This is a genomic window from Phreatobacter sp. (assembly GCF_051860605.1).
In the GTDB taxonomy this organism is placed as follows: Bacteria; Pseudomonadota; Alphaproteobacteria; order Rhizobiales; family Phreatobacteraceae; genus Phreatobacter.
On record NZ_JBHYDR010000002.1, the window covers coordinates 98845 to 124042 of the forward strand.

Here is a 25198-nt window from a genome sequence, read left to right on the forward strand (position 1 = left end):
CGGATGAGGGGGCCTTCGCCGCCGCAGCCCCCTCACCCGCCCGCTGACGCGGGCACCCTCTCCCACGAGGGGAGAGGGGTCTTGTGCCAGCCGCCCCGCCGCCCGCCTCTCCCCGGCGGGGTGAGGCCGATCCGGGCGACAGCCACGGATCGGGTGAGGGGGAGCCTGCGGACAAGTGCCTTGCTCTCTGACCCGGCCTTGCCCCCTCACCCGGCCTTGGCCTTGCCTCTCCCCGCCGGGGAGAGGGGAAGGGGATGCCCGCCGCCAGCATCATCGCCAGCAGCACGCCGAGCCAGGCGATGAGGGTCGCCGCCAGCGCCGCCGCCTCGCTCCCGATCCTGCCTGCCACCGCGCCCACCATCATGACCCGCTCCCTCCATCGAAGGGCCGCAGACTGCCACGGATCGGCTCCGCAGTCAAGACAAAAATCCTATGAGCGGACCAAAGGCCGCGTCAGCCGCCACCCCCCGCCGGTCACACCCGGCGCAGGCTGACGCTCTCGATCCGGTGGTCGGACGCCTTCTTCAGGATCAGCTTGGCCCGCTGGCGGGTCGGCAGGATGTTGTCGCGCAGGTTGACCAGGTTGATGCCGTACCACAGCGCCAGCGCCGTCTTCATCGCCTCGAAATCCGACTTTTCGGCATAGCGGCGGAAATAGCTCTGCGGATCGCGGAACGCGGTCTCCCGCAGCCGCATGAAGCGGTCGAGATACCAGCGCTCGAGCACGTCTTCCTCCGCGTCGATGAAGATGGAGAAGTCGAAATAGTCCGAGACGAAGGGGATGGCCTTGCCGTCGCGCGGCGGCCGGCCGGTCTGCAGCACGTTCAGCCCCTCGACGATGAGGATGTCCGGGCCGTCCACCTCCACGCCCTCGCCGGGCACCACGTCATAGACCAGGTGCGAATAGACCGGCGCCCGCACCCGCCCCTTGCCGGCCTTCACGTCGGCCAGGAAGCGCAGCAGCGCCTTGGTGTCGTAGCTCTCCGGAAAGCCCTTCTTCTTCATCAGCCCCTCGCGCTCCAGATGGGCGTTGGGGTGCAGGAAGCCGTCGGTGGTGACGAGGTCCACCTTCGGCGTGCCGGACCAGCGCGACAGCAGCGCCTGCAGCACGCGCGAGGTGGTCGACTTGCCGACCGCAACCGAGCCCGCCACCCCGATGATGAAGGGGATCTTCACGTCCTCGGCGCCGAGGAACATCTGGCTGGCCCGCGACAGGCGCTGCTGCGCGGTGACGTAGAACGACAGCAGGCGCGAGATCGGCAGGTAGATCTGCTCGACCTCCTCGATCGACAGCTGGTCGTTGAACGAGCGCAGCTTCGTCACCTCCTCGGGGGTGAGCGTCATCGGCGTGTCGGCGCGCTTGGCCGCCCATTCGGCGCGCGAGAACTCCAGATAGGGCGAGGGGCCGTTGCGGTCCTCGGCGATGAGGGCGGAGGCGGCCGGATGAGGGGAGGCGATGGCTGTCGGCATGTCGACCTCGCTGGTCAGGGCTTCCTCGAGGATGGCGGCCGGGTTCGGCAGGGTCACGCGCCGGTTCATGAAGCGGGTCCGGCGCGGCCGGCCTTCTCGGCATGGCCGGACTGGCCGGTGCGGCGCTCGAGCTCGGCCATCACGGCGGCCAGCGTCACGCCGCGCGCCTTCCAGGCGACCATGAGGTGGAACAGCAGGTCGGCGCTCTCGGCGACGAGGGCATCCGGGTTGCCCTCCACGGCGGCGATGACGGTTTCCACCGCCTCCTCGCCGAACTTGCGGGCGCAGTGCGACGCCCCCCTGGCGATCAGGCTGGCCGTGTAGCTCTCCGCCGGATCGGCGGCCGCACGGGTGGCGACGACCGCCTCCAGGTCGGCGAGGGTGAAGGAACGCATGGCACAGCCCCCGTGACGGGGCGGCCGCGGGGGCGGCCCCGAAAGTCGCGGCATGATGCAGACTTTCGCGCGCCTGTCACGGTAGAGAAAGGGCCTATGCCGCAGCGCAGTATGGCTGACGCTGGGTCAGCCGGCCCTGCGGGTCATGAACCGGGCATCCGCGCCATAGGCGCCGAGGCGGGCGGCCAGCGCCGCGTCGGTGGCATCGGCAAAGCCGTGGAGGGCCCAGAACGGCGCCGAGCCGTTGACCGCCACCAGCGACAGGGCGGTGAGGCCGAGACCCGTGGCATGGGCCACAAGCCGGCGCGCCACGGCCCCCGCCGCGCCCGATCCGCGCGCATCGGGAAGGATCGCCACGTCGTGGATGTAGAAGGCGCTGGAATCGTCCGGGATCGCGCCGAGAAGCGTGTCGAGCGGGGGAAAATCGGCCGCCCGCCAGGGATGGCTCACGGCATAGCCGGCCGGGCCCGCCGCATCCTCCAGCACCAGGCAGCCGGCCGGGTGCAGCGCCAGGCGCTCACGGAAGACCGCGTCGTCCTCGGGGAACAGCGGGTGGACGATGGCGGCGATGCGGCTGACGGCGGCAAGGTCTCCGGCGGTCATCGGCCGCCAGGCGGGCGCGGCAGCGGTCATGCGCCGCGCCAGGCCTTCTCCACCGCCGAGGGCTTGTCGGCAAAGGCCCTCGCGCCCGCGCGCGCCACGGCCCGCTCCAGCCGCGTCTGCCTCGCGGCGATGCGGATCAGCTTGGTCTCGTTTCCGGCCTTGCGGCGCAGGCGATGAGCGAGCAGGTCCAGGTCGCGGATCGCGCCCATCTGCTCGCCCAGTTCGTCCAGCCGGCCGGGCTTGGGCGGCGCGCGCTTCGGCCGGCGGTCGGCAAGCGCCTCGACCAGGTGGAGGCAGTCCTTGATGCGCTTGCGGGCCTCGTGCAGCGGCTCGGTGCCCGGGTCCAGCTCATAGCGGGCATAGGCGCGCCGGGCGCGGCGGTAGGACCGCGCGACCGCCATGGCGAGGAAGTGCCGGGGGGCTTGCGCGGGCGCGAGGCGCGCGATGACCCGCGCCTGCCTCTGCAGGGCCTTGCCCAGCGCCGTAAGGTCGACGCCGCCGCTCTGCGTGGCGCCGCCATGGGCGGCCAGTCCCACCTGCCGGGCCGCCTCCTCCAGCGCATGCGCGTCGCGCAGGGGCGCCAGCTGGTGGGCGAAGGCGCGCAGGAAGCCGTTCTCGCGCGCCACCGCCTCGCGCGACAGGGGCGCGAGCGCGCGCAGAAGGCTCCGCGCGCGCTTGATGTGCCGGCGTGCGAGATGGACCGCGCGCACCATGTCGCGGCCCGAGCCGATCAGGCGCCCGGCCGCGCGCGCATGGGCGGCGGCGGCGAGCGCCAGATCCTTCGCCTCGCCGATCGGCCTCACGCGGGCGCGCCCGCGCCGACGGGGCACGACACGCCGGTCCCTCCCAGACCGCAATAACCTTGCGGATTCTTCGCCAGGTACTGCTGGTGATAGTCCTCCGCGTAGAAGAAGGCCGGCGCCTCCAGGATCTCGGTGGTGATCGCGCCATAGCCCCGTGCGGCCAGCGCCTTGCCATAGGCCGCCTTCGAGGCCTCGGCCGCCGCGCGCTGCGCCTCGCCCGTCACATAGATGCCGGAGCGATACTGGGTTCCGGCATCGTTGCCCTGGCGCATGCCCTGGGTCGGGTCATGGCTCTCCCAGAAGGTCTTAAGCACCGCCTCGATCGAGACCTGGGCCGGATCGTAGACCACCAGCACCACCTCGTTGTGACCGGTCATGCCCGAGCAGACCTCCTCATAGGTCGGGTTGGGGGTCAGGCCGGCCGCATAGCCGACTGCCGTTACCCACACGCCGGGCAGTTGCCAGAACTTGCGCTCGGCGCCCCAGAAGCAGCCGAGGCCGAGGATCAGCGTCTCGTGACCCTCCGGCCAGGGGCCCTTCAGCGGGCGGCCGTTGACGAAGTGCCGGCTCGCCGTGGGGATCGCGCTGGCGCGGCCTGGCAGGGCCTCGGCGGGCGAGGGCAGGGCAAGCTTCTTGCGGAACATGAACATGGGGAACCTCCGTGATGCCCGAGATACGCATCGCGTGACGGATACGTTACCCCGTCTCCGGCAGCGGACCAACACAGCTGCGTGAGGCTGGCCCAGCGGTCATGGACCTGCCATGCCGCCCGGACCACAATCCGGAAGCCCCCGGTTCGTTCAAACGCAAAGACTTGCCCAGGAGCACTGTATGTTCGCCTCTCGTGTCTCTCTTGCCGCCGCCTGTCTCGCCGCGACCTGTCTCGCTGGGGCTCCGGCCCCGGCCCTGTCGCACCACCACGACCAGGGCGTTGGACCGCGGGTGGCGCAGGCATCGCCAGGCCACGGCGCTCACGGCAACCATGGCCGGCATACCGGACAGGCTGCCCCTGTCGCCGGCCGGGAAAGTCCCGCTGTGGCCGCATTCCGGGCCGCCAATGCCCGCATGCATCGCGACATGGACATTGCCTTCACCGGCCATGCCGATGCCGATTTCGTTCGCGGCATGATCCCGCACCACCAGGGTGCCATCGACATGGCCAGGGTGGTCCTGGAGCACGGACGGGATGAACAGGTGCGCAAATGGGCCGCCGACATCATCCGCGAACAGGAGCGCGAGATTGCCGAGATGCGCGACTGGCTGCGCCGCAATGGCCATTGAAACGGAGCGCAGCCCCATGAACGACAGGCGCCTGGGAGGCAGCCTCCTCTTGCCCAGAAGGGCCCTTCTGGCCGCGCCGGCCCTGCTGATCGGTCTCAACCCGCTGATCGCCCAGCAAGCGGCCACGCCCCGTCAGACCCGCGGGCCCTATTACCCGGTGGCCCGCCCGGCCGACAGCGACATGGACCTCACCCAGGTCGCCGGGCGGCAGCGGCGTGCCGAGGGCGAAGTGATCGAGGTGACCGGCCGCGTGCTCGGCCTGCGCACGGGCCCGCTGGCCGGCGCGACGGTCGAGATCTGGCAGGCCGATGCCGCCGGCCGTTATCACCATCCCCGCGACCCGTCCGGCGGGGCCGACCCGAACTTCCAGGGCTTCGGCGCCGTGCGGTCGGACAATGCGGGCCGTTGGCTGTTCCGCACCATCCGGCCGCGCTTCTACGGCTCGGGCTCCTGGGCGCGCACGCCGCATATCCACTTCCGGGTTCTGGGTGCCGGCCGGGGCGAACTGGTGACCCAGATGTATTTCCCCGGCGAGGCCATGAATGCGCGCGACGGGCTCTACCGGTCGCTTGCCAGCGATACGGCGCGCGCGGCGCTCACCGCCCGGCCGGAACAGGGCCTGATGCCGCGCTTCGTTTTCGACCTCGTTCTGGGGTGAAGCCTGTCCGCTGCGGCGAGGCGGTTGCAAAGCCCGGCCGGCGGCGCTATGAGGCGCGCGATTGCCGCGGTAGCTCAGCTGGTAGAGCACATCATTCGTAATGATGGGGTCGGGGGTTCGAATCCCTTCCGCGGCACCAGCCATCCTTCCTGACCATCCCGGAACCCGCGGCCGCCCGCCGCGTTCTCCCTGCGCTCAGGCCGGCATCGGTGATCCAGACCGGAGCCGTGTTCCAGCGAGGAGGATGTCATGTCCCGACGCATCAGTCTGACCCATCGCGTTCGTCCCCTGCCGGACCGGGTGTCGGCCGCTCTCATGCTGGCCGCCAGCCTTCTCATGCCGCTGGCCATCGTCATTGCCTCGCTGGCCGGCTGACCCAGGGGCAACCGCCCTCGCGGGCCCCGCCTATCGCCTTTCACCTGACGCCACGATTGTCCGCGATCGGCTGCGCCAGTCCTGGAAAAGGGTTTGGTTTAGCCGCGCCCGCTCCTTGCGGCGTGGGGCCGTGCCATCACAGCGATCCAGTTGGCGATCTCCCGCTGCCGCCGGGATGCGTCCGTCAGCTCGGCATCGAAGCCAAGGCGCCAGGCGACCGGCCGGTTGCCCGGATCGGTGTCGAGGGCGACGAGATCGGCGTGCCAGCGGCTGACCTCTTCCAGCTCAGTGAAGAAACCCTCGCTGATCAGCCGGTCGGCGATGGAGATGCCGATATCGGCCACCTCGCCGAACGAGAATTCCGGGTGATACTGGACCGCCCAGGCGACCGAGCGGCCTGACCGGATTTCCACCGCCTGCACCTCGCTCATGCCGTTGGAAGCGAGCAGCGTGGTGCCGGGCGCCATGGTCTCCACCTCGTCCTGGTGGATCGCCGGCGCGTCGAAGGCGAAGGGGCGTCCGGCCATCATCGGATGGGCGCGGCCGGCATCCGACAGCACGATGCGGCGGGCAAAGCCCATCTCGCGACCCTTCGGATTGCGCCGCACCACCCCACCGGCCGCAGCGGTCAGCACCTGCAGGCCCCAGCAGGAGCCGAAGGCTGGCACTCCGGAGGCATAGACCTGCCGGGCGAGGTCGATCTGGGCGAGAATCTCCGGGCTCATGTCGTAGAGATTGAGCGACGAGCCGGTCAGCACCACGCCATCATAGCCCTCAAGCCCGCCCGAATCCGGGAGACTGGCGCCCGGGTCGGCCGGAAAGCAGAGATCGACGTCGGCATCGGCCGCGAGGTCGCGCAGCACCGCGGCATAGGCCTGCGAGGGGGTGGCGCCGCGGTTCACCGCATGGCGGGCGCGATCGGCAGCGGTGTTGCCTTCGACGACGAGCAGGCGGAGCGGCATGGCGGTGGTCCGGAGCGGGGCGGCCGGCTCTTCGCATGGCATGGGGGCCGGCGCAACGTCTGAAAGGCGTTGCGGCCCTGCATGTTTCACGGCACATGTGCGATGACCGCACGGAGGCTGCCGTGGATACGCCTTCCCCGCCATTCCGGCAGATCGACCGGGACCACATGCTCGGGCTCGAGAAGGGCCTCGCCGTCATCGCCTGCTTCGATGCCGGGCGCCAGCGCCTGTCGATCGCAGACGTCGCGCGGCTGACCGGCCTGACCCGCGCCACCGCGCGTCGTTGCCTGATCACGCTGCACCGGCTTGGCTATGCCGAGACCGACGGACGGCTGTTCGCGCTGACCCCGCGGGTGCTCAGGCTCGGCTACGCCTACCTCTCGTCGACCCCGCTCACCGCCATCCTTCAGAGCGCGCTGGAGCGATTGTCGGAAGCCATCGGCGAGAGCGCCTCCGCCTCGATCCTCGACGGCACGGACATCGTCTATGTGGCGCGTGCCGCCACCCGCCGGATCATGTCGGTCGGCCTGTCAGTCGGCGTGCGCCTGCCGGCCTCCTGCACCTCCATGGGGCGCGTCCTGCTCGCCGGGCTCGATGAGACGGAGGCGCGCCGGCGCATCGAGGCGTCGCCGCGCCGTGCGCTGACAGCCCGCACCATCACCGACCCGGACCGCCTGATGGCCTGCCTGGCGGCCGTGCGCAGGGATGGCCATGCGGTGATCGACCAGGAACTGGAGATTGGCCTCGTCTCCATCGCCGTGCCGGTCGTGGACCGGACCGGGCGCACGCTGGCCGCCATCAATGTCGGCACCCATGCCAGCCGCTTCCCGCCAACGGCGCTGGTTTCCGACATCCTGCCGCGGCTGCGCGAGGCGCAGGCCGATCTCTCGCGCATTCTGGGGTGATGCCTGTGGGCGGGGAGAGCCCGGCGGTTGAAATCGCGGCCCCGGCCTGCCAGCGTCCGGCCATGCTCGATCCGACCGCCAAGCCGCCCGAGACTGCCGCCGCCGAGGCGGATGGCCGCGTCACGCCGCTGATGGAGCAGTATATCGAGATCAAGGCGGCCAATCCGGACAGCCTGCTGTTCTACCGGATGGGGGATTTCTACGAACTGTTCTTCGATGACGCGGTCGCGGCCTCGCGGGCGCTGGGCATCGCGCTGACCAAGCGCGGCAAGCATCTGGGCCAGGACATCCCGATGGCCGGCGTGCCGGTCCATGCCGCCAACGACTATCTCCAGCGCCTCATCCAGGTCGGCTTCAAGGTGGCGGTCTGCGAGCAAACGGAGGACCCGGCGGAGGCGCGCAAGCGTGGCTCGAAGGCGGTGGTGCGCCGCGACGTGGTGCGGCTTGTCACCCCCGGCACGCTGACCGAGGACACACTTCTGGAGGCGCGGCGCGCCAATTATCTCGTCGCGGTCGCGCGCGCGCGCGCGTCCTCGGCAGGCGGTGACGGCTTCGCGCTCGCCTGGGCCGACATCTCCACCGGCGAATTCCGCCTCGCCACCACCGATGCCTCCCGCCTTGCCGCTGACATCGCCCGCATCGACCCGCGCGAGATCGTCGTCGCCGACGCGCTCTATGGCGACCAGGCGCTCGCCGACCTCTGGCGCGGCCTCGGGACGGTCTCGCCGGTGCCGCGCGACGTCTTCGACGGGGCGAGCGCCGAGCGCAGGCTGGCCGGCTATTTCGGCGTCGCGACGCTGGACGCCTTCGGCAGCTTCTCCCGGCTCGAACTGACCGCCGCAGCGGCGGTGACCACCTATGTCGAGCGGACGCAGATTGCCGCGCGCGCACCCCTCTCCCCGCCCGTGCGCGAGGAGGCCGGCGCGGTCATGCTGATCGACGCGGCGACCCGCACCAATCTCGAACTGGTCCGCACGCTGGCCGGCGAGCGGCAGGGCTCCCTGCTTGCGGCCATCGACCGGACCGTCACCGCCGCCGGCGCCCGCCTGATGGCCAGCCGTCTCGCCAACCCGCTGACCGACCCGGCCGCCATCCATGACCGGCTGGATGCGGTGGCGGCGCTGGTCGCCGATGGCCCGCTGCGCGAGGATCTGCGCCGCCGCCTCGCCGCCGCCCCCGACATGGTGCGTGCGCTCTCCCGCATCGCCATGGACCGGGCCGGCCCGCGCGACCTTGCCGCCATCGGCCAGGGGCTGGAGGCGGCTGCCGGGCTTGCCGCGCTGATCGCCGGCCGCGACGAGGGGGAACTTGCCGTCGCCGCCAGCGGCCTTGCCTCTGCCGATGCCGCGCTCGCCGCCCGCCTCGCAGGCGCTCTCGACGAGGACCTGCCGCTGATGAAGCGCGATGGCGGTTTCGTCCGCTCCGGCTTCCTTGCTGTCCTCGACGAGACGCGGGCGCTGCGCGACGAGAGCCGCCGCGTCATCGCCGGACTGCAGGCGCGCTATGCTGGCGAGACCGGCGTGCGCACCCTCAAGGTCAAGCACAACAACGTGCTCGGCTACTTCGTCGAGGTCGGCCAGCAGCACGGAGAGGCGTTCCTCAAGGCGCCGCTCAACGCCACCTACATCCACCGCCAGACCATGGCCGGCACCATGCGCTTCTCCACCACTGAGCTTGGCGGGCTGGAGGCGAAGATCGCCGGGGCCGCCGAGCGGGCGGCGGGGCTGGAACTGGAGGTCTTCGCCGATCTCGCCCGTGCCGTCCTGTCGGCCGAGGCCGCCATCCGCAGCGCGGCCGGGGCGCTTGCAACGCTGGACGTCGCAGCCGCACTGGCGACGCTGGCGGTCGAGGACGGCTATGCCCGGCCGCAGGTCGAGGCGTCCCTCGCCTTCGACATCCGCGGCGGCCGCCATCCGGTGGTCGAGCAGGCGATCGGCCGCGCGACGCCCTTCGTCGCCAATGACTGCGACCTGTCCGGCCAGGACGGCAAGGGGCGCATCTGGCTGGTCACCGGTCCCAACATGGCCGGCAAGTCGACCTTTCTCCGGCAGAATGCACTGATCGCCGTGCTCGCCCAGATGGGCAGCTTCGTGCCGGCCACAACGGCGCGTCTCGGCGTGGTCGACCGGCTGTTCTCCCGTGTCGGCGCCGCCGATGATCTGGCCCGCGGCCGCTCCACCTTCATGGTCGAGATGGTCGAGACCGCCGCCATCCTCAACCAGGCCGGCCCGCGTGCGCTGGTCATCCTCGACGAGATCGGCCGCGGAACGGCGACCTTCGACGGCCTGTCGATCGCCTGGGCGGCGGTGGAGCACCTGCATGAGACGAACCGGTGCCGCGCGCTGTTCGCCACCCATTTCCACGAACTGACCGTGCTGTCGAGGCGCCTGAAGCGCCTGCACAACGCGACCATGCGGGTGAAGGAATGGCAGGGTGACGTGATCTTCCTGCACGAGGTGACCGAAGGCGCCGCCGATCGTTCCTACGGAATCCAGGTGGCCAAGCTCGCCGGCCTGCCGGCCCCGGTCATCGCCCGCGCCCGGCAGGTCCTGTCGGAACTGGAGGCCACCGACCGCGCGGCCCCCGTGCGCCGCATGGTGGACGACCTGCCGCTGTTTGCCGCAGCGCCCCGACCGGCGCCGGAGCCGGCGACACCCGACCCGGCGCTCGCGCTGCTCGATAGCCTCGACCCTGACGACCTGACCCCGCGTGCGGCCCATGAGGCGCTCTATGCGCTGAAGGCGAAGAGGGAGAGAAGTTGACGCAACGCCCTGCGGAACTGGCCTCCGTTGCCGCCTTCCCTTACGGAAAATGCGTCGATAGGCTGCGCCGATGACCGGGCCGATGGTGTCTCGGTCGCGGAGACCGAGTTCATGCGCGTGCGACAGCTGCTGGTGACCCTGTCTGTGCTGACGGTTGCCTTGCCCGCCACCGCCCAGCACCTGCCCAAGGCCCAGGAACTGCCCGGGGCGCGCTGCACAGCCACGCGAGGCCTCGTCTGCGAGAAGGGGGAGTGCCAGCCGCGGACGGAACCCCTCGACATCGCCATCACCATCGGCAGCCGGGAGGTGCGCCTGTGCATGCGGCGTGGAACGCAGGACATCTGCGCCAATCTCGATGCCCTCGACATTGTCACCTATCCCGCGGCGGGCGCAGCGAGCGCCCGGCTGGTCTATCGCGACGGGGCCCAACTGCTCGGCAATTCCACCTACATGATCGATATCAGCCCGACGGCGGGCGTGGTCGTCACAGCTCTGCGCGGCGGTTCGGTGGTGATCACCACGGGGACCTGCACGCCGCCCGGCTAGCGTCTGGCCAAGGGTCTGTCGCCGACAGCCGGACGCCCGCGTTCAGGCCGGGCCGGCCTTGGTCGATCCGTCGGAGAGCGGCGGCGGCTCCGGCCGTGCCTTGCCGGCGTCGGACTTTCCCGCGTCGCCCTTCGGCTCCTGCGCGGGATGGCGCGGCGGCACAGGCTGCTCGGCATAGCCGGGCGGCCTGAGTTCGGCCGGCAGGGGTTTGGCATGCGGCCGCGTCTCGCCCTCGGCACCGGGCTGGCCGGGCCGGCGGGCCGGATCGGCGGGCGCCTCACCGGGATCGGCCTCGCGTCGTTCCTTCAGGGGATCGGTCATGACAGCCTCCATTGCTCCGGTGAAAGAACCAACGGGAGGCGCGGTGGTTCCGGCGACGCCTTGCCGCGCCGCGGGCAGGCAAAGTCGACGGTGGGGGCCGAAAAACTGGTGCTGCGAGAGAGGATTGAACTCTCGACCTCTCCCTTACCAAAACAGCGCGCAGCTTGAATCCTCAGCGTTTTTCGCCTCGGATCGGCACAGATATTCCCGGAATGTTCCGGGGGTTCCTGTGCATTTCTGTGCCATGTGAAGTCAGACCGCCGCAGCGCGGCTCTGGAAGTCGGGATGGTGGTGGCCGTAGACCCGCTCGAAGGTGGCGATCGACATGCCGACGGAGCCGGCGGCCTCGGCGATCGGGACGCCCTCCTGCATCAACCAGGTGCAGCGCGTGTGCCGGAGCACGTGCGGCGTCACATGGTCCGGTAGGCTGGCGAAACGGCGGGCGCGGTCCCAGCCTGTCCGCAGCTTGGCGATGCGGTCACCGCGCCAGCTGATGACGTGGTGGATGCCGGCTGCCTCGTCGAGCCGCCGCCAGCGCCGAAGGTGAGGCAGCAGCTTGCGGCTGATGCGCGTCGGCGGCCGGCGCTTGGCGGTCTCCGTCTCGTCGGTGCCGCGACGGTGCATCACACTGCGATCGACATCGACCCAGCCGCCGGAGATCTGCGGCAGCCAGGACAAGGCGAGCACGGCCTCGTGGCGGCTGCCGGTGCGCAGGGCGACAAGGACGAACCGCGCCACGTGGCGGTAGAGCGAAGCCTCCGGCGAGCGCCGCCACAGGGTCGGCCGGCGGGTGGCGATGACGCAGGCATGAGCCTGCCAGCCGAGCGCACCGAGCAGCAGCTCAGCCGCTTCGGTGCGGGTCAGCCAGGTCTCGCGGGGGGCGGGCCGATCAGGCATGGACACGGCCGGAATCGCGTCCAGCGGGCCGTGCTCGCGGTGCCAGTGGCCGATGGCCGCGCGCAGCGTCGTCAACTCGCGGCGGATCGTGCCGTCCGAGACACCCGCCGCGCGCCGGTACTCGGCATAGGCACGGCAGGAATTGCCGGAGATCTCCGACAGAAGCCGGCCGGCCCAGAAGGGCGACAGCGCCTTGATGCACCAGCCGATCGTCGCGCTCGCCCGCACATGGGGCGCGCGCTCGCGGCCATAGGCGATCAGGACCTCGCCCGCCGTGATGCCAGCGAGACGACTTTCCCGCTCCGGGAGCGAGAGCTTTTCTCCGAGCCAGGCGGCAAGGGCGCGGTCAGCACCTTCGCGATCGTCGAGAGCGCAGCCTGTTCGGCGGAAGTGCGATCCGTCGCGGATGATCCACTGGCGGCGCCGCGGGTCGGCGTAGAGGCGGGGACCTTTGCTGGGGCGCGGCACCGCTCCCTCCATGCTCTGATGGCTGCAGGCGTGACGACATGCACACGGCCGAGCCGCTCCACGGCCAGTTCGCCTCGCCCGGCCGCGGCCCTCAGCGTGGCCACCTTGACGACGCCGCGCAAGAGGGTGCGGGCGGCCTCCGCCAGCGTCAGCGGCGCATCGTCGGGGAGGGCGCTCATCGCCGCGCCTCCTCGATCCCGCGCCAGATGTCGCGGCGCACGTCGTCGATGATCCTGTCGACGATGGACGACAGGCTGTCGCAGCTCGGCGGCGTGCGGTGGCCCGAATCCTCCCAGCAGCGACAGCGCCCGCCGGCATGGGTGGCCTCGCAGACCCGCTTCTTGACGCGCTGGTGCAGGGTGAACGCGTCCAGTTCGAGCACGCGCGTGCGCGGCAGGGGGCGGGCGCGCCTCATGAGCCGTTCCTCCCGGCCGCCCAGAACACCATGGCGAAGCTGACGGCCGCCCCGGCGATGAGCATGGCGAACACGATTCGCTCGGCCCGGGTCATTGCTGGCTCGGCGGCGCCGGATGCGCGCGCCCCTCCAGCTGTGCGGCCATTTCCCTAAGCGCCGCGACCATGTCGGCGCGGTGGGCGTTGCTCACCCAGTTCATGCGGCCGGCCTCGATCTTGTTGAAGTCGAAGACCAGCAGCGCCAGCCCGTGGCCGGGAAAAATGGCCTCGAGGCGCTTCATGACGCCCTGCAGATAGGGCGCTGGATCGACCTTGCGGGTGACGTCAGCCATGGCTCACGCCCTCCGGAAAGGCGTCGTGGATCACGCCCTCAAGCGTGCGACCGGCGCGGCGCTTGCCGAGCCTCGTCATGGACTGCTCCGGCTCCCAATACGACGAGGCGATCGGCCACTGCTCGTGGTCGTCCCAGGTGCCGTTGGTGCGCTGCCACGCTTTGCGCTCGTCGTCCCAAACACAGGTTTGGAAGCGGCTCTGTTCTGGGTCGTCTCCGTCGAAATCGGCACCACCCTGATAGCTGGCCTCGAAATCAGGCGCCCATTCTCCCCACTGCTTGAAATGGAACGCCACGCCGGCGGCGGCGCACTGGTCGCGGATCAAGCGGACCCAGTCCGGATGCGTCGGCCGCGCGCCGGGGCCGGATTCGCCACCGACGATGACCCAGTCGAGCAGTGGGGAGATGTCATCGGCATCAATGCCCCAGGTGTCGATCGGGCAATGACGGCCTGACCGTCTCGGTTCGCCGTCTCGGAGTTGCGGGCAGGATGCAGCAAAGCATTCGCCATCGCGGCTTGCGTGGCAGCGTTCCATGAAGCGCTGGAGGTCCAGCACCCCCAGCAACGGCTCGGCCGACACGAACCTCACGGCCGCCGGCGTCGCCAGCAGAGAGGGTATGCGCTCGTCGGCGCGGGTCCGGTCCTCGGCCGTGACGCCGAGCCAGACGTTGGGGAGGGGCCAATGTACCGAGGGCCGTCCCGGCCTGTCGGCTGCTGCGATCAATTCGACGTTCGTGTTGATCGCCTTGGATAGGGTCAGCACGTAGTTTCGCGCCTTGGCGGTCATGTACGCCCGCATCCGCTCCGGACGCTTCGTCAGGATTTGGAACGTGTGCTGCTGCGCCAGCGCCATGACCGCGAACACCCGATCAATCCACTCGTCGGGCATGTCCTCGTGGAACAGGTCGGACATGGAGTTCACGAAGACCTTGCGCGGCCGGCGCCAGCGCAGCGGCGCGGTGACGATGTGATCGGGCGCCAGGACCAGCTTGCCGGTCCAGACATGGTTGCCGTTCACCTCGCGGGTGGTGCCGGCATAGTGGGTCGGCGGCGGGGGCTTGCGGCCGGCGTCGATCGCCTTTTCGATGGCGACCGGGTTCATCCGCTGGATCCGCGCGGCCTGCGCCATGGCGTAGCAGTTGGTGCAGGCCGGCGAGACGATGGAGCAGCCCACCACGGGGTTCCAGGTCGCGTCGGTCCAGGAGATGCCGTGCTTGCCCTGGTCAGCCATTGACGGGGCCCTCGGTCTCGGCCTCGACGGCAAGCCTCAGGGACACCGGCAGCCAGCCGGTCGCGAGGGCGCGCGCGGCGGTGAGCGCGACAAGGTCGCCCTTCTTGGCCTTGGCCGCCTGCTTCGCCGCATCCTCGCCGTCCATGTCGCGGATGGCGTCCACCAGGGCGGCTTTCGGCCAGTCTGCGAACAGGGCTTCGGCCTCGCCGGAGCCGGCGAGCAGCAGCCGGGCGTTGGTCGCGAAGGTTGCCGGCGGCAGGGCGGTCATGAGGGCGGTGTGGCCGTTGGCGTTGACGTTCTTCTGGCCCGCATGGCTGTTGCGGTTTTCCAGCGTGTCGTTGGAGAGATCCAGCGCGCCGGCGGCAAGCGCCGCGACCAGCGACAGGCGCTCGGCGCGCGGCATGGCGCCGATGGCGCGGACGAGGCCGGCAAAGTGCGGCGCGCGTTCGGTGCCCCAGCGCCCCTTGGCGCCGCCCTCGCCCGCGACCAGGGTGGCAATGCGGTCGGCCAGCGGTCCCTGGTTGAGGCCGTTCGACGAGACGATGAGCGGCACGCCGTTGCCGGGCTCGTGGACCCGGCTGCCGGCCCGCGCGATCCAGGCCGCGGCGAGCAGGGTGAGCGCAAGGTCGGGATCGGCCGCGACCGTGGCGGCGGCGGCGCGGTTGGCGACGAGCGAGAGCGACTGGAGCGCGGCGCGCGGAAGGGCGGGGGAGTCGTCGTTGGTGCTCACCTCGCCCGCGGTGCCTGAGGGCGCCCCTTCGTCGCTGGCCGGCCCTGACGCCCCATTCTGTTCGCTGTGCCGATCGTCCTCATCCTCGTCCGGATCGGCGTCGTCGGGGTTGTCGTGGGCCTGCGCCCCCGCAAAGGCTGGCGGGACATAGCCGTAATGGATCGCGACGGCACAGGCGCCGCCCACCAGAACCTGAGGCGCGACGATCGCGGCGAGGCCAGCGCGCGCGTCGGCCGGAATGGCGGCGGCGAAGGCGTCGCGGTCGAGTTGTCCGAGCCGCGCCCGGATCCACGCCGCGCGGGCGGCCAGCGGTGCGGTCTCTTCCTCCGCCTCGTCCTCGTCCTGCTCATCCGACCCGTCGGCGGCGTCCAGCTCGAACTCCTCGCCCAGCGGATCGGCGGGCGGCTCGACCGCGTCCGGCTCGTCGGCCGGATCGCTGTCGTCGTCCGTGTTGTCCGTGTCATCGTCCGCCGGGGCCGTCGTGGCGTGGCTCGAGGCGGCGATGGCCGCCAGCTCGTTCGTGAGCCTGTCGTGCTCGGCTTCCGCCTCCGGGGTCCAGACGGGTTCCAGCCGGCCGGCATTGTGGATGCGCGTCCAGCCCCTCCAGCCCAGCGCCCGGTCGTCGGTGCTCCAGAACGCGAACCCCCAGCCGGCCTTGAAAATCTCCGTCTCGATCTCGGCGCGCCGGCGCTCCAGAAGCCGGTCGAACAGCGGCCGGTCGGCGATGAAGCGCTGGCCGGAGAACAGGTCGCCGGTCAGCGTGCCGCCGGCGGCGCGGTAGGTGTCCAGCCCGACCAGCGCCACCTCCAGATCGGTGGCCTCAATGCGCCCGGCGATGAGCAGGCGCCGGATCATGTGCGGCGTCCGGTCCCAGTGGCTGCGCCCCTGGATGGCGTCGAGGACGCGCTCCTGCTCGCGGTGATCCGGCTCGACCGCGAAGGCCTGCATCTGCCGGGCATCGATCTCGCCGGTGCGCCAGGCGGCGCGGACCGCCGGGGCGAGCGAGCCGAGCGCGAGGATCTGGCGCACGCGCTTCGGCGCCATGGCGAAGCGGGCGGCGATGAGCGCCACGCGCTCGGCCTCCGGCCGGTCGGGCCAGAGCTGGGCGAAGGCTTCCAGCTGGTCGATGGGGTGGTGCGGCTGCGACAGGACCGCGGCGGTGGTCGAAGCCTCCAGGCCCTCGGCGCGCGGCTGGACGAGCACCGGCAGGGTCAGCGTCTCCGCCAGCGTGCCGCCGGCAGCGGCAAGGCGCTGCAGCGCCAGCAGCCGCCGCCCGCCATTGGCCACATAGTAGAGCCGCTCGCGGCCGCGGGGCTTCGGCCCCTCCACCACGGTGAGCGGCTCGACCAGGGCCGGCTTTCCGGCGGCGAGCCGGTCGGCCATGTTGCGGGCGAGCGCGGCGACGGAGGCATCGTCGGCCGCCACCCGCACATTGACCGGCGGGTTGGCCTCGTGGCCGGGCCGGAGCAGGCCGAGCGGCAGGTGCAGGATGGCAGCGGCGGTCATGGGCCGTGTCCTCGGGTCAGGGGGTGTCAGGTGGCGCGGGCGAGGCGCATCAGGTCCTCGGTGCGCAGGGTGGCGACTGCCTCGGCCAGGCGGCCGATGACGGAGGACAGATCGCCCGAGGCCTCGCGCGTCATGGCGTGGAGCAGGTCGGGCATGGGGGCGCCGTATTGCAGCGCAAAGGACAGAAGGATGGCGCCGTCGCGCAGGATGGCCTCGATCTCCGAGCCGGCCTCGCCCGGCGCGGCGATGAACACCTCGCCGGTGCGGCCGTCGGGATAGAAGCCGGCGGTGACGGCGTAGGACCGGCCGCCGACCTTCAGGCTGATGGTGACGGCGCCGCGGCGGTCGGGCAGGGGCTGACGGGTGGTCACGCCGCCCTCTCGCAGCCGAAGGCGATGTCGTCGTCGGTCAGCGCCGGCTCGCGGATCGACGGGGCCTCGACGACGTCGACGTCATCGTGAGCGACCGGCGCGTGATCCTGCCGGATGGCTTCGGCGGTGGCCTTGGTCCGGGCGAGGTCCTGCTCCAGCGCATCGCAGGCGGCGGCAAGGTCGGCCTGGGCGCCCTTGACCTGCTCCAGCCGCCAGCCGAGGCGGGTGAGACAGGCCTCCGTGCAGGCGCCGGTCTCGGTGGCGATGCGCCGGCCGTCCTCGACGATGCGCGCGGCGATGGCCACGCGGCAGGTCATGCGGGATCGCGGGTTCGGCCAGCCGTCAGGCTGGCGCGCATCGGTGGGGGTCAGAAAATCGGTCACGTCCATGACGGCCTCCGGTGGGTGAGACAGGGGATCGGGGGGATCAGGCGGTGCGCCAGACGCGCACGCCGCCCTCGACCTGACGGGTGGAGAAGCGGCGTTTCAGCTTGAGCCCGACGTTGCGGGCGCGCTCGGCAAGGGCCTGCTGCCGGCGCTTGCGGCGCCGAGCGAAGGTCTCCGAGGGTGTCTGCGGAACGGCAACGAAAAAGCTGTCGCCCACCGCCATCCCGGGGAAGGGATAGACGCGCTTGCCGTCGTTCAAATCGGGCAGCGGAATGTTGGTGTCGATGGGGAGCACGGCGGCCTCCTCAATGGGCGAGCGTCAGGTGGGGGGGCGGGCGCCTGCGCTCGCAGGCGCGGCTCGTTCGTGGCAGCGTGCCGGGAGGCGCAGACGCAGCGAGAGGGGAGCGGCATGGCGACCATCCTGATGACCATGGAGGACACCGAGAGTTTCATTCCGGCGGGCTTTGCCGTGGCGTTCCCGCAGGCGCCCTTCGCTATCGAGGGGCGCTGGTCGGTCTGGGCCGTCGTCAGCTGGGAGCGGGTCCCGGACGATCCGGCCTTCCTCGAAAGAGCGCGGATCGAGGTCTGCATCCCGTTCGATCGGGAGCAGTCGTGGTCGGCCCATGCGAGGGCCGCGATGGAGCGGGCAAAGCTCATAGCTTCAGCCCTCTCAGCGTCGCTTCATGGATAATGCCCACCACACGCGCCCTGACGGCCGGGTGCTCGAGGGCGATCAGGATCGCCGCCACTGTGGCGTCATGCGTGGCTTCGGTGTCACCGCCGAACAGCCGGGCAGCGCGCGCCTCCGCTAACCGGATGGAGCACGGAGGGAGAGCGGGGGCAGGGGTGTCCGGCTCGGGTGCCACGGCGTCCTCCTCGGTAGCGATGACCGGGAGGCTAGATCAATCATATTTTGATTGTCAATCAGAATGTGATTGCATTGGTGATTGATTCCTGTGGGCTAGTTGATTTGGTGGAGCGGCTGCGGAACGAGGTCGTTCGGGTCAGCCGTGGCGACGACCGAAATACCCGGGGTGTCTCGGAGTGACGTCAGCGGCCATCGGAGGCGCACCAGATGGTTCCTCCGGCGGTGTATCGGCGCTGGCCCACGTCGCAACAATCGTGTCGCGGTTTTTCTGATAAACAGCCAGACCAGCGAAGGCGGCCGAGAGGACCGCAAAAGTCAAAGCACGCGTATACAAAACCAGCGCATAGCCAGAAGTGCCGATGCCGACCTCCTGCGGTGCTGACGCCCAGTAGACTTCGGTGAGCGCGATGCAGGCGCCCGAGATGACCGCGAAGGTAATGGACAGAGCCTGCGCAGCCCGACCACCGGTAAGGGCATTCCCGATGGGTGTCAGACGAAGGGAAATGCTTCGCGTTTCCGTCATGGTTACATCTTGAGGATCGACAGACGAACTCTACCAATAATTGTGGCGTCGGCGCTAGAGCGCATGGCGAGCGGACGATGGGAGGGGTTGGTGGAAACGGGAGTCCAGCCCTCGTCCGGCCGCCAGCGCTTATAGCTGGCCCCGCCGTCCTCGTCGGCGATGACGTAACAGGCATTCGGGACAAGCCGCCGATCCCTGCGGTTGACGAAAATCACCGATTCCGGGGGCGATATGCGGTCCATTGAATCGCCCTCAACCCGCAGTGCGATCCAGTCGCCGCCTGCGTCGAGGTCCGGCCCCGACACGCGCGGGGCATCGGCATATTCATCGACAGCTTCAGAGATGTGCAGCGGCCCCGCGCTGACCCACGAAACCAAGGGGACATCAAGTGCAATCCCTGCATTGTCCTCCTTGGCCTCGACCATCTCGCCCTGGCCGAAGCGGAGCCAAGCGGGGGCGACCCTGAGCACCCGCGCCAGCGCCTCAACATGCTGGTCGAACGAGATAGCCTCGTTGGGGTTCTCATAGTGGCGGTAGGTGGGGACGGGGATGCCAGCACGTCGGGCCAGCTCGGCCATTGACCAGCCGCGAGCGTTGCGAGCGGCGCGAAGCCGGTCCCTAGGCGTGGAGTGATTGCTCATGATTGAAATCTATTGACAAGACCGATCAGTGTCTGATTGAACTTGGACAATCATTTTTTGATTGATCAGGGATGGCAGGCTCGTGGAACCGCCAAAGCCAAAGTCGCGGATGCAGCGGGTTCGCGAGGCCATGGGCCTTTCGCAGGCTGCTATGGCGCGGGAGCTGCGGGTTTCGCAGCCGCTCGTGTGCGCCATCGAAGGTGGCGGCTCCGAATCCGGCCCGATCTCGAAACTTCTCGACATCCTCGAAGCTCAGCTCGCGGCCAATGGCGCGCATGCTGGCGCTTCGTCGGCCTCCACTCCCGAACAAGGAACCGCCGCATGAGCACCGTGTCGCGCACGGGCAAGCGCCCCAACAAAAAGGCGCCCAGGGTGGCGCCGGCATCGAAGCGCCGCACCTTCGTGAATGTTTTTCGGCTGGGCGACGGGCCGGGCCGGGACCTGGTCGTGGCCGGCGGGCAGGCGGCGGCCCTCGCCCTGCAGGCGACGGCGAGCTTTGCCGGGGCGCTGGCGGGTGCAGGATTGGCAGGGCGTCGCGATGGCCTCATGGCGGCTGTCTCCGGGTGCGATGCAGCCGAGACTGGCGTGGCCGGGGTGGCGGGGTCCGCGCCGCCGGCGGCGGACAGCGCGGCGCCCGGCTCCCGATTCGCGGGGGCGGGCGCGCCGAGCAAACCCAAGCCCGGCGCCGTGCGCGATTTCCTGCGCGCGCGTTTCCGTGAGCCCAAGGCGCATCTGACCGTCTCGGCGCTGACCGGCGTCCCGGAGGGGACGATCCGCAATGCCATGGCCTGGAACGGGCCTTCGGAGCTTTCGGGCGCGCACATGCTGCGGCTCGTTGCGGTGTTCGGCCCGGCCTTCCTCGCGGCCGTGCTGGACCCGGTGCCGGACTGGATGGGGGAGCCGGTCGCTCACGGCAGCGGGGGGCGGGCATGATTCGGCTCGCACCGCCTGTGGCGCCGATGGGCTTTCCGGTGCGGCGGCTGGATGCGGAAACGGCCGCGCTGGTGGCCGATTTCGTCGCGCGGCGCGGCGTGACGCGGGTGGCCGCGACCCCCGTTGGCCCGCTCGAGGTGACCTATCGGCCGGGCAGGCCCGGGCTGGACGGGACGCAGGCGCCCGTTGCCGAGGCGCGGCGCGGCACCGTCACCGTGACGATCAGCCAGGCCGATGCGCGGATCCTCGCGCTGCTGCTGGCGGAGGCCGCCGCCGGCCGCCCGGCCCCCGACTATGCCGCCGCCATGGCCCATGGCCATGCCAGCCTTGCCCTGCCCTCGCGCGCCAACCAGGCGCTGGCGAAGCTGAGGTCCAAGCTGGCGCCGCTGGGCGCGGAACTGATGGTGACCGGCATTCCGGGCGGCCGGAACCGGCGCCTGCAGCTGACCCTGAAGGGGAGGGTGTGATGCGACCCATTCTGCCCGTGACCGATGTCGCGGTGACGCAAGCCGCGCCGCCCGAGGCGGCCGGCCCGGCGCCGCAGCTCGCCTGGCTCAAGATCGCCGATCTGGTGGTGGACGACAGCTACCAGCGGACCATGTCGCTCGCCGGCCGGCGCAACGTGCGCGCGATTGCCGAGACTTTTCGCTGGTCGGCCTTCTCGCCGGTGATCGTCTCGCCGGTCGTTGGGGGGCTCTACGCCATCGTGGACGGCCAGCACCGCACCACGGCCGCAGCGCTCTGCGGTTATGACAGCGTGCCCTGCCAGGTGATCGTGGCAGGCCGGGACGAGCAGGCCGAGGCGTTCCGCAAGATCAACGGCAGCACCACGCGCATCCACCCAATGCACCTGTTCCACGCGGCCGTGGCAGCCGGCGATCCGGCTGCGGTGGCAGCCATGGAAGCCGCGCGGCGGGCCGGCGTCACGATCCTGCGAAACCCGACCCAGATTGCGCTGCAGAAGCGCGGCCAGACCTGCGCCTTTGCCACCATCCAGTCCATGGTGCGGGACCACGGCGCCGACCTGACCGTGGAGGCTCTGAAGGCCGTCATGCGTCCGGCGCAGGACGAGCGCGGCATGCTGGTGCCGCCCATCATGAAGGCGGTGGTGCAGGTGCTGGCGGAGCGGCTGCCGCTCCGGCCGCGCGACGCCGTTCTGGCCGCTCTGGACCGGGTGCGTCTCGTCCGCGAGCTGGACGCCGCCACCACGCTGGCGCGCCAGACGGGTGCCCAGACGACGCCGACGCTCGTTCGCCTGGTCATGAACCGGGTGGATCACAACCTGCAGGCGGCAGCGTGACATGACGGTGGTGCCGTTCCGCCCACGCCTGACACTGCTGCCCGGCGGGCGCACGCACCCGGCCACCGGACTGGGGTGCGGCGCCTTCGACCTGGTGGTGGCCGACCCGCCCTGGCCCTTTGCCGTGCGCGGGGCGAACGGCCATGGGAAGAGCCCCGAGGCCCATTACGCGACGATGGAGATGGACGCGATCGCCCGGCTCTCGCTCGGCGGCCTCGTGGCGCCTGGCGGGGTGATGATCCTCTGGGGCACGTTTCCGCTGCTGCAGCCGCAGATGGCCCTGCTCGGGATCTGGGGCCTCACCTATGTGACCGGCGGCGTCTGGGCCAAGCGCACGGTCACCGGCAAGCTGCGCTGGGGGCCCGGCTACTGGACGCGCACTTTGTGCGAGCCCTGGCTGATCGCCACCCGGCCGGGGGTGCGACCCTGGCGCTGGAACGGGCGGCGCTTTCCGAACTGGACCGCGGATCTCTGCGAGCAGCTGAGCGAGGCGAGCCTCGACGGGCTCGCCCGCGAGCATTCGCGCAAACCGGACGCATTCTACCGGCTGGTTGAGGCCGCAAGCCCCGGCGCGCGGCGGGCCGACCTGTTTGCCCGCGAACACCGGCCGGGCTGGACCGGCTGGGGACGGGAGCTCGGGCGCTTTTCCGACAGCGTGGTGCCGATGGGCCGCATGGAGGGCTGGGAGTGATGCTGGTGCGGGTGGGGCCGCTGGGCGCGCGGCTGCAGGCGCTCGACCGGTTGGGGCTTCTGCCCGTCGACCGCGGGCTTGGGGAGAGGGTTCGCAAGCCGCGCCCGCCGCTGGCCCGGCTGGTGGCCTGGCCGAAGGGTTTCTCGCCCCTGATGGTGGCGCTGCCGGAGCGCCTGCGGCCCGTGCCCATGCCGCGCCGGCGGCCGGGCTTCCGCGCTGCCGTCCAGCTGGTGGCGGTGCCGGACCCCGACCGCGACGGGCCGCCGCCCGACCCCACGCTGGAGCCGACGCTGACCCGGCAGATCCGCGCGACCTGCCACCGCATGCGGCTGACCCGCGAGGAACTGGCCGGACCCTGCCGGCGGCGCGAGCTCATGCTGGCGCGGGCGGAGCTCATGTGGCTGGGCGCGGTGCATTACGGCCTGTCGCTGCCGACGATCGGCCGGATGATGGGCGGGCGCGACCACACGACGGCGCTGCATGCCCGGCGCAAGGTGGATGCGGCGCTGCGCGCGGCCGGGCTGCCCGGCACGCCGGCCATGCTGGCGCTGGAACCGGAGGTGCGACGGCTGCTGATCGCCGATTTCTGGGGCCGGGGGATGGGCGGATGAGCTGGGCCGCCTCCGCCTGGGCGATGAAGGCCGCGCGGCAGGCCGGCCGGGCCATGAGCCCGGCGCTGCGCTTCCTGCTCGTCTGCGTCGCCGACAGGACCAACGACGACACCGGCTATACGTTCGCAAGCCCGCGATGTCTTTCCGATGACGTTGGCAATACTGTCGAGAGCATCAAGACCGGCCTGCGCCGGCTGGAGGCGATGGGCTATCTGGCGCGCGTGAGGCGGCTCAAGCCGGACGGCAGCCACGACACCTCGCTGATCATCCTGCTGCGGGACGCGGAGTGCCTGGCGAAGGCCGAGGCCCTCGGCTGGACCCGGCCGGACGAGGCGGCGCTTGACGAGGACGCGGCCGGGGCTCCCGAGCCCGACGGCGAGACACAAGATGTAGGGGGGTGGGGGAAAATGGACCCCTACCCCCCGAAACAGGGGGTGGGGGAAAACGGACCCGGGGGGTGGGGGAAAACGGACCCCCACCCTATAGATGAACCTGAAAAACTAACCTCTTCCCCCCAGCCCCCCTCGCGTACGTCACGCGAGGCGCCGCCATCGGCGCATCAACCGCTAGGGCTGGTGCCTGCCGGTTTGCCAGCGAGGGCGCTGCCTGACGGTTTCGACCCCGACCGGGCCGGGGCGGACGCGTTTCTCGCCGGCTGGGAGCCGAAGACCGCAGCCGACCTGCCGGTGGTGGTGCACAGGCTCTGGGCCGCCCTGTCGGCGGAGGAACGGCGGCAGGCGAGCGGACGGCTTGCCGACTGGCGGGCCCAGATGCGCCGCGAGGGTCGGCGGCTCGGATCGGCCAGCGGCTATCTGCGCGACCGCAAATGGCAGGTGCTGGACCTGCTCCGGGCCGGCCGGCGCGACGGCACGGCGGCGGCAGTGTTCTGGGTGCGGGTGGGCAGCGAGGAATGGCTGGCCTGGGAGCGGCACGAGGCGCGGCACGGGCGCCGGCTGGTCGGGTTTCCATCGAAGCACGAAAGTGGCACCGGCCGGCACATGCCGAGCCTGTGGCCGCCGCGCGAGGCGGCCGGACATCAGCGGCCAGAGGCGGGCGGCTTTGCCGAGGCAGTCGAGGCGGCGGAACGGTGGGGCGGGCGATGAGTGCGATGCCGGAGGCGGGAGAGCGCTGGTATGTGGTGGCGACCAAGCCATCGGCAGAGGATTTGGCGGTGCGCGGCATCGGCCGGCTGGGCTTTGCGGCGTTCTGCCCGCTGGTCGAGCGGGAGGTGGTGCGGCGGGGCGAAGCCTATCTGGTCACCCGGCCCCTGTTTCCGAACTATGTGTTCGCGCGGTTCTGTTTCGCGCGGGGCGGCTGGCTGAAGATCACCGAGACCTTCGGCGTCTCGCGGATCCTCGGCGAGGGGCTGGTGAGCGTGCGGCGCGGCGGGGCCGATTCGCGCGGCGTGATGCGCCCGCTGCCGTTACCCACAGGCTTCGTGGAGGCGCTGCAGGCTGTCGGGCCGAAGCTGATCGGGGCGCGAAAAGACGAGCATTTCCGCCAGGGTGGCGCGGTGCGGGTGGCCGTCGGGCCGTTCGCCGACCTGATCGGCAAGGTGACGGGGCTTGACAAGAACGGCCGTGTGCGCGTTCTCTTCCGCCTGCTTGGGCAATCGCAGGAGGCGGTGTTCGAGCCGGACCGATTGAGGATCGATGGATGATCCGAGGGTCCGCAAGCACCGGGTGACGCGAGTCACGTCCGGTGCGGAGGCTAGATAGACCCCCCGACTCAAAGCCCGGCCATCGCGCCGGGCTTCGTCGTTTCAGGGACAGGGATAAGGGCCGGCATGGGGCAGGCCGGGGGTGGGGTGGCATGGCCCGGCTGCCGCGGCTTGGCGCATCGATCGGCACGTTGAGCCCCATGGTCGGGCATCTGCCTCAGGGCGAGGCGCAGCGGTCGCGGTTGCGCGACGAGATGGCGCCCTGGCGCAGATGGTACAAGACGGCCCGCTGGCAGAAGCTGCGTTGGTCCGTGCTGGTCCGGGACAACTTCACCTGCCAGTGCGGCTGCGGGACGGTGGTGGCGGATACCTCGCAGCTCGTGTGCGACCACGTCCGTCCCCATAGAGGCGACCCTGAGAAGTTCTGGAACGGGCCGTTCCAGACACTGTGGAAGCCGCATCACGACAGCTGGAAGCAGGCGCTTGAGCACTCCCAGGGGGGGTGGGTCAAAAGTCTGGATGGTTCGTCGCTCTAGACCCGCATTCCCACCATTC

General features: G+C 70.7%; 33 protein-coding genes and 1 tRNA gene. 17 read left to right on the forward strand and 17 right to left on the reverse strand.

Annotated features, from left to right (window positions below; all coding sequences use genetic code 11):
• Positions 1–474 precede the first annotated feature (474 nt).
• The 5 genes from coaA to msrA all read right to left on the reverse strand — a co-directional run bounded on the left by coaA (position 475) and on the right by msrA (position 3921).
• On the reverse strand, positions 475–1470 hold the full coding sequence (gene coaA / locus ACTIFS_RS03165; RefSeq protein ID WP_439573031.1) for a type I pantothenate kinase: 996 nt from the start codon (positions 1468–1470) through the stop codon (positions 475–477).
• Positions 1471–1535: 65 nt separating this feature from the next.
• Positions 1536–1865 carry a phosphoribosyl-ATP diphosphatase gene (locus ACTIFS_RS03170; RefSeq protein WP_439572593.1) on the reverse strand — a complete coding sequence of 110 codons (330 nt, stop codon included), beginning with the start codon at positions 1863–1865 and terminating at the stop codon, positions 1536–1538.
• Between the two features lie 126 nt (positions 1866–1991).
• Entirely contained in the window at positions 1992–2498 is a 507-nt protein-coding gene (locus tag ACTIFS_RS03175) for a GNAT family N-acetyltransferase (protein ID WP_439572594.1), read from the reverse strand.
• On the reverse strand, positions 2495–3298 hold the full coding sequence (locus ACTIFS_RS03180) for a CHAD domain-containing protein (RefSeq protein WP_439572595.1): 804 nt from the start codon (positions 3296–3298) through the stop codon (positions 2495–2497). The genes ACTIFS_RS03175 and ACTIFS_RS03180 overlap by 4 nt, the downstream gene beginning before the upstream one ends.
• Positions 3268–3921 (reverse strand): peptide-methionine (S)-S-oxide reductase MsrA, encoded by a 654-nt coding sequence (gene msrA, locus ACTIFS_RS03185; RefSeq protein ID WP_439572596.1) that lies wholly within the window; start codon positions 3919–3921, stop codon positions 3268–3270. Before msrA ends, ACTIFS_RS03180 begins: the two co-directional genes overlap by 31 nt.
• A 181-nt stretch (positions 3922–4102) precedes the next feature.
• On the opposite strand from msrA, the gene copM reads away from it, so the two are divergent.
• The 4 genes from copM (at position 4103) to ACTIFS_RS03205 (ending at position 5585) form a co-directional block, all read left to right on the forward strand.
• Positions 4103–4552 (forward strand): CopM family metallochaperone, encoded by a 450-nt coding sequence (gene copM, locus ACTIFS_RS03190; protein WP_439572597.1) that lies wholly within the window; start codon positions 4103–4105, stop codon positions 4550–4552.
• A 16-nt stretch (positions 4553–4568) separates the two neighbouring features.
• Positions 4569–5210 (forward strand): protocatechuate 3,4-dioxygenase, encoded by a 642-nt coding sequence (locus ACTIFS_RS03195; RefSeq protein ID WP_439572598.1) that lies wholly within the window; start codon positions 4569–4571, stop codon positions 5208–5210.
• Between the two features lie 63 nt (positions 5211–5273).
• A tRNA-Thr gene (locus ACTIFS_RS03200) sits at positions 5274–5349 on the forward strand.
• Between the two features lie 110 nt (positions 5350–5459).
• Entirely contained in the window at positions 5460–5585 is a 126-nt protein-coding gene (locus ACTIFS_RS03205) for a hypothetical protein (protein WP_439572599.1), read from the forward strand.
• Between the two features lie 98 nt (positions 5586–5683).
• Here the strand turns inward: ACTIFS_RS03205 and ACTIFS_RS03210 are convergent, their stop codons facing one another.
• A complete protein-coding gene (locus ACTIFS_RS03210; RefSeq protein ID WP_439572600.1) occupies positions 5684–6547 on the reverse strand; it encodes a type 1 glutamine amidotransferase in 864 nt (287 codons plus the stop codon).
• A 167-nt stretch (positions 6548–6714) separates the two neighbouring features.
• On the opposite strand from ACTIFS_RS03210, the gene ACTIFS_RS03215 reads away from it, so the two are divergent.
• The 3 genes from ACTIFS_RS03215 to ACTIFS_RS03225 all read left to right on the forward strand — a co-directional run bounded on the left by ACTIFS_RS03215 (position 6715) and on the right by ACTIFS_RS03225 (position 10760).
• Positions 6715–7452, forward strand: a complete 738-nt coding sequence (locus ACTIFS_RS03215; RefSeq protein ID WP_439573032.1) for an IclR family transcriptional regulator domain-containing protein — start codon at positions 6715–6717, stop codon at positions 7450–7452.
• A gap of 62 nt (positions 7453–7514) precedes the next feature.
• Positions 7515–10214, forward strand: a complete 2700-nt coding sequence (gene mutS / locus ACTIFS_RS03220) for a DNA mismatch repair protein MutS (protein ID WP_439572601.1) — start codon at positions 7515–7517, stop codon at positions 10212–10214.
• 111 nt (positions 10215–10325) lie between these two features.
• A complete protein-coding gene (locus ACTIFS_RS03225) occupies positions 10326–10760 on the forward strand; it encodes a hypothetical protein (RefSeq protein ID WP_439572602.1) in 435 nt (144 codons plus the stop codon).
• A gap of 42 nt (positions 10761–10802) precedes the next feature.
• On the opposite strand, the gene ACTIFS_RS03230 is transcribed toward ACTIFS_RS03225, so the two are convergent.
• The 9 genes from ACTIFS_RS03230 to ACTIFS_RS03270 form a co-directional block, all read right to left on the reverse strand.
• Positions 10803–11081 (reverse strand): hypothetical protein, encoded by a 279-nt coding sequence (locus ACTIFS_RS03230; protein ID WP_439572603.1) that lies wholly within the window; start codon positions 11079–11081, stop codon positions 10803–10805.
• Positions 11082–11333: 252 nt separating this feature from the next.
• On the reverse strand, positions 11334–12446 hold the full coding sequence (locus tag ACTIFS_RS03235) for a tyrosine-type recombinase/integrase (RefSeq protein ID WP_439572604.1): 1113 nt from the start codon (positions 12444–12446) through the stop codon (positions 11334–11336).
• A 175-nt stretch (positions 12447–12621) separates the two neighbouring features.
• A complete protein-coding gene (locus ACTIFS_RS03240; protein ID WP_439572605.1) occupies positions 12622–12861 on the reverse strand; it encodes a hypothetical protein in 240 nt (79 codons plus the stop codon).
• Positions 12862–12952: 91 nt separating this feature from the next.
• Entirely contained in the window at positions 12953–13192 is a 240-nt protein-coding gene (locus tag ACTIFS_RS03245; RefSeq protein WP_439572606.1) for a hypothetical protein, read from the reverse strand.
• Positions 13185–14423, reverse strand: a complete 1239-nt coding sequence (locus tag ACTIFS_RS03250; RefSeq protein WP_439572607.1) for a DUF5131 family protein — start codon at positions 14421–14423, stop codon at positions 13185–13187. Before ACTIFS_RS03250 ends, ACTIFS_RS03245 begins: the two co-directional genes overlap by 8 nt.
• Positions 14416–16659, reverse strand: a complete 2244-nt coding sequence (locus ACTIFS_RS03255) for a hypothetical protein (protein WP_439572608.1) — start codon at positions 16657–16659, stop codon at positions 14416–14418. Before ACTIFS_RS03255 ends, ACTIFS_RS03250 begins: the two co-directional genes overlap by 8 nt.
• A 26-nt stretch (positions 16660–16685) precedes the next feature.
• Complete coding sequence (locus ACTIFS_RS03260) at positions 16686–17030, reverse strand: hypothetical protein (RefSeq protein ID WP_439572609.1); 345 nt, start codon at positions 17028–17030, stop codon at positions 16686–16688.
• Positions 17027–17419, reverse strand: coding sequence for a hypothetical protein (locus tag ACTIFS_RS03265; protein WP_439572610.1), 393 nt, complete (start codon positions 17417–17419; stop codon positions 17027–17029). Before ACTIFS_RS03265 ends, ACTIFS_RS03260 begins: the two co-directional genes overlap by 4 nt.
• Before the next feature lie 37 nt (positions 17420–17456).
• Entirely contained in the window at positions 17457–17711 is a 255-nt protein-coding gene (locus ACTIFS_RS03270; RefSeq protein ID WP_439572611.1) for a hypothetical protein, read from the reverse strand.
• A 114-nt stretch (positions 17712–17825) separates the two neighbouring features.
• Between ACTIFS_RS03270 and ACTIFS_RS03275 the strand changes: the two genes are divergently transcribed.
• Complete coding sequence (locus tag ACTIFS_RS03275) at positions 17826–18107, forward strand: hypothetical protein (protein WP_439572612.1); 282 nt, start codon at positions 17826–17828, stop codon at positions 18105–18107.
• Positions 18108–18420: 313 nt separating this feature from the next.
• On the opposite strand, the gene ACTIFS_RS03280 is transcribed toward ACTIFS_RS03275, so the two are convergent.
• Positions 18421–18807 carry a hypothetical protein gene (locus ACTIFS_RS03280; protein WP_439572613.1) on the reverse strand — a complete coding sequence of 129 codons (387 nt, stop codon included), beginning with the start codon at positions 18805–18807 and terminating at the stop codon, positions 18421–18423.
• A gap of 2 nt (positions 18808–18809) precedes the next feature.
• Positions 18810–19448 (reverse strand): XRE family transcriptional regulator, encoded by a 639-nt coding sequence (locus ACTIFS_RS03285; RefSeq protein WP_439572614.1) that lies wholly within the window; start codon positions 19446–19448, stop codon positions 18810–18812.
• Between the two features lie 82 nt (positions 19449–19530).
• Here ACTIFS_RS03285 and ACTIFS_RS03290 point away from each other — a divergent pair, with 82 nt between their 5' ends.
• The 9 genes from ACTIFS_RS03290 (at position 19531) to ACTIFS_RS03330 (ending at position 25179) form a co-directional block, all read left to right on the forward strand.
• On the forward strand, positions 19531–19773 hold the full coding sequence (locus ACTIFS_RS03290) for a hypothetical protein (protein ID WP_439572615.1): 243 nt from the start codon (positions 19531–19533) through the stop codon (positions 19771–19773).
• Positions 19770–20381, forward strand: coding sequence for a hypothetical protein (locus ACTIFS_RS03295; RefSeq protein ID WP_439572616.1), 612 nt, complete (start codon positions 19770–19772; stop codon positions 20379–20381). The genes ACTIFS_RS03290 and ACTIFS_RS03295 overlap by 4 nt, the downstream gene beginning before the upstream one ends.
• Entirely contained in the window at positions 20378–20848 is a 471-nt protein-coding gene (locus tag ACTIFS_RS03300; RefSeq protein ID WP_439572617.1) for a hypothetical protein, read from the forward strand. The genes ACTIFS_RS03295 and ACTIFS_RS03300 overlap by 4 nt, the downstream gene beginning before the upstream one ends.
• Entirely contained in the window at positions 20848–21681 is an 834-nt protein-coding gene (locus ACTIFS_RS03305) for a DUF6551 family protein (protein ID WP_439572618.1), read from the forward strand. The genes ACTIFS_RS03300 and ACTIFS_RS03305 overlap by 1 nt, the downstream gene beginning before the upstream one ends.
• A gap of 1 nt (position 21682) precedes the next feature.
• Positions 21683–22372, forward strand: a complete 690-nt coding sequence (locus ACTIFS_RS03310) for an MT-A70 family methyltransferase (protein WP_439572619.1) — start codon at positions 21683–21685, stop codon at positions 22370–22372.
• Positions 22372–22983, forward strand: a complete 612-nt coding sequence (locus ACTIFS_RS03315) for a helix-turn-helix domain-containing protein (RefSeq protein ID WP_439573033.1) — start codon at positions 22372–22374, stop codon at positions 22981–22983. Before ACTIFS_RS03310 ends, ACTIFS_RS03315 begins: the two co-directional genes overlap by 1 nt.
• Entirely contained in the window at positions 22980–24086 is a 1107-nt protein-coding gene (locus tag ACTIFS_RS03320; RefSeq protein WP_439572620.1) for a hypothetical protein, read from the forward strand. The genes ACTIFS_RS03315 and ACTIFS_RS03320 overlap by 4 nt, the downstream gene beginning before the upstream one ends.
• Entirely contained in the window at positions 24083–24643 is a 561-nt protein-coding gene (nusG, locus tag ACTIFS_RS03325; RefSeq protein ID WP_439572621.1) for a transcription termination/antitermination protein NusG, read from the forward strand. Before ACTIFS_RS03320 ends, nusG begins: the two co-directional genes overlap by 4 nt.
• A 152-nt stretch (positions 24644–24795) precedes the next feature.
• Positions 24796–25179 carry an HNH endonuclease gene (locus tag ACTIFS_RS03330; RefSeq protein ID WP_439572622.1) on the forward strand — a complete coding sequence of 128 codons (384 nt, stop codon included), beginning with the start codon at positions 24796–24798 and terminating at the stop codon, positions 25177–25179.
• Positions 25180–25198 lie beyond the last annotated feature (19 nt).